The sequence below is a fragment of the Erythrobacter longus genome, from assembly GCF_000715015.1.
GTDB classification, from domain to species: domain Bacteria; phylum Pseudomonadota; class Alphaproteobacteria; order Sphingomonadales; family Sphingomonadaceae; genus Erythrobacter; species Erythrobacter longus.
On record NZ_JMIW01000008.1, the window covers coordinates 22555 to 29605 of the forward strand.

At 57.4% G+C, this 7051-nt stretch carries 9 protein-coding genes; 3 read left to right on the forward strand and 6 right to left on the reverse strand.

Features of this window, described 5'->3' with window-relative positions; translation table 11 throughout:
* Nucleotides 1-8 precede the first annotated feature (8 nt).
* Complete coding sequence (thiD, locus tag EH31_RS15210; RefSeq protein ID WP_034961979.1) at nucleotides 9-824, forward strand: bifunctional hydroxymethylpyrimidine kinase/phosphomethylpyrimidine kinase; 816 nt, start codon at nucleotides 9-11, stop codon at nucleotides 822-824.
* Nucleotides 824-1714 carry an acyl-CoA desaturase gene (locus tag EH31_RS15215; RefSeq protein WP_034961981.1) on the forward strand — a complete coding sequence of 297 codons (891 nt, stop codon included), beginning with the start codon at nucleotides 824-826 and terminating at the stop codon, nucleotides 1712-1714. Before thiD ends, EH31_RS15215 begins: the two co-directional genes overlap by 1 nt.
* Before the next feature lie 12 nt (nucleotides 1715-1726).
* Here EH31_RS15215 and EH31_RS15220 read toward each other — a convergent pair whose 3' ends face one another.
* From EH31_RS15220 to EH31_RS15245, 6 genes are all read right to left on the reverse strand, one after another.
* Complete coding sequence (locus tag EH31_RS15220; protein WP_034961983.1) at nucleotides 1727-2626, reverse strand: LOG family protein; 900 nt, start codon at nucleotides 2624-2626, stop codon at nucleotides 1727-1729.
* A 99-nt stretch (nucleotides 2627-2725) separates the two neighbouring features.
* Nucleotides 2726-3481, reverse strand: coding sequence for a sensor histidine kinase (locus EH31_RS15225; RefSeq protein ID WP_051699343.1), 756 nt, complete (start codon nucleotides 3479-3481; stop codon nucleotides 2726-2728).
* Between the two features lie 199 nt (nucleotides 3482-3680).
* On the reverse strand, nucleotides 3681-3875 hold the full coding sequence (locus EH31_RS15230; protein ID WP_034961985.1) for a C1orf53 family protein: 195 nt from the start codon (nucleotides 3873-3875) through the stop codon (nucleotides 3681-3683).
* Nucleotides 3876-3962: 87 nt separating this feature from the next.
* Entirely contained in the window at nucleotides 3963-4337 is a 375-nt protein-coding gene (locus tag EH31_RS15235; protein WP_152553598.1) for a hypothetical protein, read from the reverse strand.
* Between the two features lie 30 nt (nucleotides 4338-4367).
* Nucleotides 4368-5957, reverse strand: a complete 1590-nt coding sequence (locus EH31_RS15240) for a bifunctional AfsR/SARP family transcriptional regulator/alpha/beta hydrolase (protein ID WP_051699344.1) — start codon at nucleotides 5955-5957, stop codon at nucleotides 4368-4370.
* A complete protein-coding gene (locus EH31_RS15245; protein ID WP_152553599.1) occupies nucleotides 5954-6334 on the reverse strand; it encodes a hypothetical protein in 381 nt (126 codons plus the stop codon). The genes EH31_RS15240 and EH31_RS15245 overlap by 4 nt, the downstream gene beginning before the upstream one ends.
* A gap of 319 nt (nucleotides 6335-6653) precedes the next feature.
* Here EH31_RS15245 and EH31_RS15250 point away from each other — a divergent pair.
* Nucleotides 6654-7051, forward strand: a 398-nt coding sequence (locus EH31_RS15250; RefSeq protein ID WP_034961992.1) for a hypothetical protein, incomplete at its 3' end; no start/stop codon positions are given.

Genomic DNA, 7051 nt, shown 5'->3' on the forward strand with positions numbered 1-7051 from the left:
GCAGTCGGTTGGCCTCCCCTCTCCCAGCCCCTCCGCGCATCCTCACAATCGCTGGGTCGGATTCCAGCGGCGGGGCGGGCATTCAGGCCGACATCAAGACGATCACAATGCTGGGCGGTTATGCGATGAGCGCAATCACCAGTGTGACGGCTCAAAACACTTGCAGCGTCACAGCCGTTGAAAGCTTTCCCCAAGGCTTTGTTGCAAAACAAATCGAGGCGTGCGCCAAGGACATCGGGGTCGACGCGATCAAGATCGGAATGCTCGCAAGCGAGGCCATCGTGCGCGAGGTTGGCGACAGCCTCCATGCTCTCAAGCTTGATACCGGCGTGCCTTTGGTGATTGACCCGGTGATGGTGGCGACATCTGGCCATCGTCTGATCGATGAAAGCGCGGTCGAAGCTTTGCGCGGCGGATTACTGCGTAAGGCGAGCCTCGTTACACCCAATCTAGCAGAGCTTGAATTGCTGTCAGGCCGCAAAATTGGCGGGGTTGACGAAATGTGTGAGGCTGCGATTGCGCTTGCCGCTGAACTTCAAACCCTCGTCCTTGCCAAAGGTGGCCATTTGGAAGGCGATGTCGTCGATATTCTGGTCGACGCCGCCGGAGAGTTGCGCCGTTTTGCCGATCCCCGGATCGAAAGCGACCACACCCACGGGACCGGCTGCACCCTATCGTCCGCCATTGCCACCCTTATTGGCCGCGGTGAAAGCATGGAAGAAGCGGTAACAATAGCGCGCCAATTCGTGCGCTCAGCAATAATGAACGCACCGGGTTTTGGCGCAGGCAACGGCCCCTTGGGTCATCAAGCGGTGCGCCGATAATGATGGAGCCCGTCCTCAGAGTTGACGGACAGAAAGCCGATCCTTGTAGAGGCCAAGTGCGCGTCGATTGGCCTAAAGCGGTCTGGAGCGGGGTGATGATCGTGGGCACTGGCTTTGCGCTGGTCGATGCAAGCTTGCAGGCCGTGCTACTGTTTCTGACCCTCACCTATTCAACGCTCCTGATCGGCCACAGCGTAGGCATGCACCGGATGATGATCCACCGGACCTTTGCCGCCCAAAAATGGCTTGAACGCACGCTTATTTATATCGGAACGCTCGTCGGGGTGTCTGGGCCCACGGGGATCATTACGATCCACGATACGAGAGACTGGGCACAGCGAGAGCCCAAGTGTCATGATTTCTTTGGTCACACACGCCCTTTTTTAATCGACCTTTTCTGGAACCTGTTTTGCCGATTTGAATTCGAACGGCCTCCGCGCGTCACCGTGGAGAAAGACATCGCGCATGACCCCTTTTACCGTTTCCTCGACAAGACTTGGCGCTTTCACCAAATTCCATTGGCGATTGGCTTGTACTGGGCGGGAGGCTGGTCTTTTGTGGCTTGGGGCATATGCGCCCGGGTTTTTATCAGCTCGGCTGGGCATTGGACCGTCACCTATTTTTGTCATAATCCGGGACCGGGCCGATGGTGGGTGAAAGATGCAGGAATTCAGGCATCAAATCTACCTGGCCTTGGCCTTTTGACCTATGGCGAATGCTGGCACAACAATCACCACGCCTTTCCTGAAAGCGCACGCATTGGCCTCGATAAAGGGCAAAGTGACCCAGGATGGTGGGTAATTTCAGCGCTGCAAAAGCTAGGCCTGATCTTTGACGTTAAACTGCCGCGTGAAAGCCACGCCCGCAGCGATTTGATCGAGCGAAGCTAAAGCGCGTAAATTCTACCCCAGGTGATAGAACTCGGCGATATGGTCCCACGCGTCTTCGGCTGTTTCGCACCAATGGAACAATTCAAGGTCCTTGCGCGCAATCGTCCCTTCTTCGGCAATCGCCTCAAAGTCGATCACGCGGGTCCAGAATTCCTTGCCAAACAAAAGGATGGGAAGAGCTTTCATCTTGCCTGTCTGGATCAAGGTGAGAAGCTCAAAGAACTCATCAAAGGTCCCAAATCCGCCCGGGAACACCGCAACGGCCTTTGCCCGCAAGAGGAAATGCATCTTGCGAAGCGCGAAGTAGTGGAAGTTGAGCGACAGATACGGTGTCACATAGGGGTTGGGCGCTTGCTCGTGAGGCAGCACAATGTTGAGGCCGATCGACTCGCCCCCTGCATCGCTCGCCCCGCGATTGGCCGCTTCCATGATCGAGGGGCCACCACCTGAACACACCACAAACTGCCGCTTGCCGTCTTCAATGATGGCTTTCTCCGACACCAGCCGCGCAAGCTTGCGGGCCTCTTCGTAATATTTCGCTTTCTTCGCGAGGTTGGCAGCGACCTTCTGGTCCCACTCATCGCCGTCTTTAGCCGCATCAATCTTGGCCTGTGCCTCTTCTTGGGATGGGATACGCGCAGAACCGTACATCACCATGGTTGAGCCCACGCGCGCCTCATCCAAAAGCATCTCTGGCTTCAACAGCTCAAGTTGAAAACGAACAGGGCGAAGCTCATCGCGCAGCAGAAAATCGGTGTCGCGAAACGCCAGCTTGTAGGCCGGATGATCGGTTTGCGGAGTTCCAACCGGCGCTTCATCAGCAAAGCGGCTTTCTTCTTGTGCGGGATAGAATTTGCGGGTCGACAGATCATGGTCGTCACCGTGGGCTTTGTTTTCTGGTGTATTATTCATGGCAGTCACCTAGGCGCAGGTCCCGCTTGCGGCAAGATGCCAGTTGTCTGTCGCATCATGGGAACTGGTGAAAAATGTTGGGCAGGAGATCGGAGCGCTTCAAGCCTTTGATACCGTGAGGCTGGAGAGCGGGATTTTCGCCTCCAACTGGATGCCTGATGCGTCCCAGCGCGTTTGAACCTCCGCCTCGAGCTGGCGCTTGAACAAACGGTTGATGACCTTGCCGCCAAAGCCTTCTCGTTCGGGCGGGGTCACCGATGGTCCGCCACTTTCCTGCCAATTCAAGATCAGCGCGCCGCCCGCACCGCCCGCATCGCCCGCGCCGCCCGCACCTCCCGCACCGGGCTGGATTTCCCAAGCGATAGCGATCGCCCCAACATCGCTCGCCAAAGCCCCGTATTTGGCTGCATTGGCCGCCAATTCATGCAGGAACATCGCCAAAGACTGCGCAGCAACCGGCGAAATGGAAAGCTCTGGCCCCTCGATTGTGATCGCTTGGCGAGGCGCGATTGCGAAAAGCTCCTCTTCGACAAGGGCTCGAAACTCAAGCCCGCTCCATTGCGCCTGCGCCAACAGATTATGGGTGCGCGCCATCGATTCAAGCCGCGCGCGAAAATCGTTCTTGTATGTGCTGATATCGGTGTTCGAGCGCGCGGTAATCTCAGCAATCGACAAGATGATCGCGAGCATGTTTTTCACTCTGTGATCAAGCTCGCGCATGAGAAAATCGCTGCGTGTCTCACCCTCTTCATCCGTGCTCGTTTCGACTGGTAAATAGGTTGCGATAATGCCGCCAAGCTTGGAGCGATAGGGTTCGACCGTGCGATTGTATGTGCGCCCGTCCTCGCCGCGCACTTCGCGGGCGATGGCTTCCCCAGAGGCAAGCGCTTTCGCAGCGTCATCGTCGAGATGTTGGTCTTCGATCGTCTGTTCCTTGTTGCCGGTTGCACCAGATCGGGGCGATCACAACCCTGCGCTTCAATTGGCGTGCTGGCAACAGTGACTTAGGGCCCTCGTATTGTTACGCAGGCAACCAATGATTGCCCCCGCTCACTCAGCGTTTTTGTGGCACATTTTCGTGCCCAAACGGACAGTGGCGGCACCGCGAGCCACAGCACTTGCCGCGCTCAAGAAGGCCCACCTTTGTGAACACCATAAAGCCGGTTTGCGGATCAATATAGGTCGCCTCACCGCGGTCGCAGGCTGCGCGGTGCACAGACGAGACGTCATCATCAATCAATTTGGCCAAGCCTCCCGATCCAAGGTGACGTCCGCAAAAAAGTGCACGAAGTTGTCCTTTGACAGCAAAGATGGACCTTTGACAGCAAAGATGGACTTAGGTCATCATCGAGGTCGCTCTTCTGGAAATCGAAGCTGACGCGCGGTTCGACGAAGAACGACGTGCCCTGCGTGCGATAGCCCAACTCAACTCTACCTCCCAGAGCATATCCGTTGAGCGCATCGAAATTGGTGCGGGTCGAACTCGCATCGATATCGCGCCCGAGCTGGTAAGCAGTTCGAGCCCCGCAAACTTGGTGGCACCAGCTATATTGGTCGCGTCGATCCCGTCTTCGCCGCCCCGCACTTCGCCATCGACGCGGAACCAGTCGACGCAGGCGCCGGCGCTCGTGTCGGGCTTCGATACTGCGGAGACAAAGGCCTGCTTGCCGTCGCGCATGGCGAGGCAATTATGCGCCGTGTTGACGAACACGATCTCGCCAGCCGCTGAAACTGCACTTTCTCAGCCCTTTGCCAGGAACTCTCGAACCAGCTGGACGAATTGCGCCGAGGCCTTTTCACGGCCCAGCAACAAATGGTTCTTGCTGTCGAGACCGGCGAGCTGTGCGCCGGGAATGCTCGCGGCGAGCTTCCGCCCTGTCGCGAACGGGATGCGCAAATCCTCTCGGCTGTGCACCACCAGGGTCGGGCACCTGATCTTCGCCAGATCGTCCCGCACATCAATCGTCGAGAATGCGTCGAGAAAACGCACGGCGTTGTCTGAGCTTGTGGTCAACCTCTGAAACTCATCGAACCAATCCAGTTCTTCAGCATTGGCATCGGGCATGAACGTGCGAGAGAACACATGACGGTAGGCCGGGTTATCCATGCCCCATCCCACCTTGGTCAGGACCATCACAGCCTCGCGCTCGATCACTGCCTTTGCGGTTGCGGTGTGACGCCAACCGCAATCATAGCCGCCAAACAGGATCAAGTGCGAAACCCGGTCAGGATTGAGCACTGCGTAGCGGATTGACACGGCCGCGCCCTGACTGATCCCGAGCAAGGGAAACCGATCAAGGCCCGCCGCATCGACGACCTGCTCAAGATCCTTTACGAAGCTGTCGAAACTGATGTCCTCGACATCCCAGTCCGACAAGCCGCAGCCTCGCTCGTCATAGCGCAGCAGGCGGTGCGATCGTGAAAGCTCCTTGAACAGCGGACTCCAGATTGGTGCGTCCCAGTCAAGTTCAAGATGGTTCAGCCAGTTGGCCGCCTTCACGAGCGGTGGATTGCCCGGATCGCCCACGCTTGCCCAGGCGATGCTGACGCCGTCTTCACCCTGAACAAACCGGATTTGCTGTTCGGCGGGTGCGATCAGGCTTGCGCGTGGAATGTCTTCGACGGCATTCTCATCGATCACGAAATCGGGTGGCTGAATTCCGGCCTCGTTGAAGGATTTCGTGAGTTTCTTTGCAAAACCCTGCGCTGCGGGGCGCCCTGCTGCGTAAAACTTGTTCTGATAGGCAGTAACCGCGGCCCCCGCAGAGTAAGGAGAGAACCGCAGCCACCGCTCCGCCCACTTGTCGCGCGTTTGCCAGGACAGACTATCATCGCGTGCAAATTGCTTGGCGATGCCTGCTCGCAGGCGGGCATAATCCTGGCGATACGCCTCCACCCAGAGCATGAAGTCGCCATGATTGGGAAGCTCGCATCCTTCCAGTGGCACGCCAATGGTTGATTTCCAGACCTTGTCGGCGTGCTCTTCAGCAACGCCGCCTTCGTTAGCCACCAGGTTGAGGGGGTCCTTGTCGATTGCAATGCGGCTGTTGTCGAGCCAGACCGATTCCCGGTCGGCATGAATGATCGTCGCGCCATCAGCTTTCAACAATTGGCGCAACTTGGTCAGTGACCAGCGCAAGCTCGCCAGTGGATCTGCGGTGTTGTCCCAGAACAGTTCGCACAGCGACTGGCGCGAATGCTTGCGTTCAGCAAGCAACAGATAGGCCAGCAGCGCCTTCGTCTTGCGCGACGGCGGAAGGGGCACCACACCATCCATGTCTCGAACTTCGAAGGGTCCGATGGTCTGCATCGTGAACAGGGGTTTTGTCATGTTCTGGACCCAAACCCCCTCATGGCCGCGATAGGCTTGTCGAAAGTGAGCATCCGCTCAATGTGCAGGATCAGCTTTTGTCCAAGCGGGTGACGCAATCGCTCTGCCAAAAACAGCAATCCCAGCTTCATGGACTCCATGACCATAATTTCCGCCCAGTCGGTGACCTGCGCCTGGTCCCGCAGGAGCTCTTGGGTGTTGGAAACGGCTGAAAAAGAAAGCTCATTCGCCCAACCCAAAATCCATAAGGCAGCCAAGTATCTCCTACAGATATGCGAGTTTCGCATGCTCGGTCCATGCTTTTTTACATTGGCGAGGCCAACTTCTTGAGTTCTACGGATAACCTTCCGCGAAGAAGCCGTAAGAACAAGTTTCAATCAACATCCCAGAACGGTGTGCAGCAATCGCTTTACACCTTCCCACTCTCTAGCCGCCCCCTTTTTCCGCCCCCGCCTATTTGCTCATAGCGCCGCGCATGCTGCGGACCTTCCGCAAATACAACGCTCTGCAATCACATTTCCAACGCTGGCTACCACGCTCGCACCCTTGGGCCGTCGCTAGGTCCAAGGTGCTGCTGCCCGTGCAGGAGCAGCGCGTGAAGGGTCGCGGGCGCTCGGGTTCTTTGGACCGGAGAGCAATCTAACGGGTGCCTGCGACCCGGATCGAACAAACGGTCCAACTCAAGGAAATATCACTATGCAATTCGACAAAACTCACACTTCGATAGCGCGTCTTGCGCTGCTCACCTCAACCGTTCTTACCGCTGCCATGCTCGCCAATCCGGCCCAAGCGCAAAGATCTTGTGACACCTCAGGCGCAGGCACTAGCTCAGAGATTCTCATAGGAGACGATGCGTTCGCTTGCGGTAACTCTCCACTTGTAGTCGGCGAAGGAGCAGTGGGCATAGGTCAGTTGCCAGTAGCAGCGGGAGAAGGGTCCGTGGCTGTGGGTTCAGTCGCAACTGCTGATGGCAACGAGACCGTTTCGGTCGGCACAGGCACCACCGCGACAGGCGAGGAGACAACCGCAGTGGGCGTCCGCTCCGTTGCCAATGGTCTCGAATCCTCAGCCATCGGCTACGAGAACCTCGCCGA